The sequence below is a fragment of the Paenibacillus maysiensis genome, from assembly GCF_000520815.1.
Lineage (GTDB): Bacteria > Bacillota > Bacilli > Paenibacillales > Paenibacillaceae > Paenibacillus > Paenibacillus maysiensis.
In genome coordinates this window covers 1-1,134 of sequence record NZ_ASRY01000046.1, presented here as the reverse complement: position 1 = coordinate 1,134, position 1,134 = coordinate 1, and the positions used below count along the sequence as shown (strand labels likewise).

1 protein-coding gene is annotated in these 1,134 nt (G+C 53.5%); it reads left to right on the top strand.

The window, feature by feature from the left end; genetic code table 11:
- Positions 1 to 1,134 (top strand): condensation domain-containing protein (locus L696_RS28175; RefSeq protein ID WP_245233280.1); only part of this gene is annotated, 1,134 nt, incomplete at both ends.

Genomic DNA, 1,134 nt, shown 5'->3' with positions numbered 1-1,134 from the left:
CGCACCGGGTTCGAAATGGTGGATGGCGAAGCATCGCAGCGGATTTACCAGGACGTGAATTTTGCCGTGGAGTTCTATCGAGCGGATGAGCAAGAGGCCGAAGAGACGGTTCGCCGTTTCGTCCGTCCGTTTGACTTGGCGAAGCCTCCGCTGCTGAGGGTAGGCCTTGTCGAGCTGGCTCCAGAACGCCATATTCTAATGTACGACATGCATCATATTATTTCCGACGGCGTCTCGATGGAAATCTTTGTTGAAGAATTTGTCCGTTTGTACGACGGCGAGCAATTGGAGCCTCTGCGCATTCAGTACAAAGACTACACCGTTTGGCAGCATTCGCAGGAGCAGAAGGAACGGCTTCAGCGTCAGGAGGCGTATTGGCTGGACATGTTCCAAGGCGAGCTTCCGGTGCTGGAAATGCCGACCGACGATCCGCGTCCGGCCGTGCAGAGCTATGAAGGCCAAACGCTGGAGTTTTTCTTCGACGCTTCGAAAACCGACGGCCTGAAGCAGCTGGCCTCGGAAACGGGCACGACGCTGTTTATGGTGCTGCTTGCGGCGTATAACGTCCTTCTGCATAAATATTCAGGTCAGGAAGACGTGATCGTCGGTACGCCGATTGCCGGAAGGAATCATGGAGATGTGCAGCCGTTGATCGGGATTTTCTTAAACACGCTGGCTATCCGCAGTTATCCGGCTTCGGAGAAGACATTCCTGTCATACCTGAACGAAGTCAAAGAAACGACCCTCCACGCCTTCGAGCATCAAAACTATCCGTTCGAAGAATTGGTGGACAAGGTGCAAGTCACCCGTGATTTAAGCCGCAATCCGCTCTTCGACACGCTGTTTACGATGCAGAATACGGAGAACGAGGAATTTGAGCTGGAAGGGCTTCGCCTGATTCCTTATCCGAGCGCACTGGATACCGCGAAGTTTGATATCAGCTTGGATGTGGGCGAGGAGAACGGCGGCTTGGATTACAGCTTCGAATATGCGACGGCTCTCTACAAAAGGGAGACGATCGAACGGCTGGCGAAACATTACGAGCAGCTGCTCGTAACGATCGTAAGCCGTCCGGATGCGAAGATCGCCGAGCTGAACTTGCTGACGGCAGAGGAAAAAGAACAAATTCTCGGC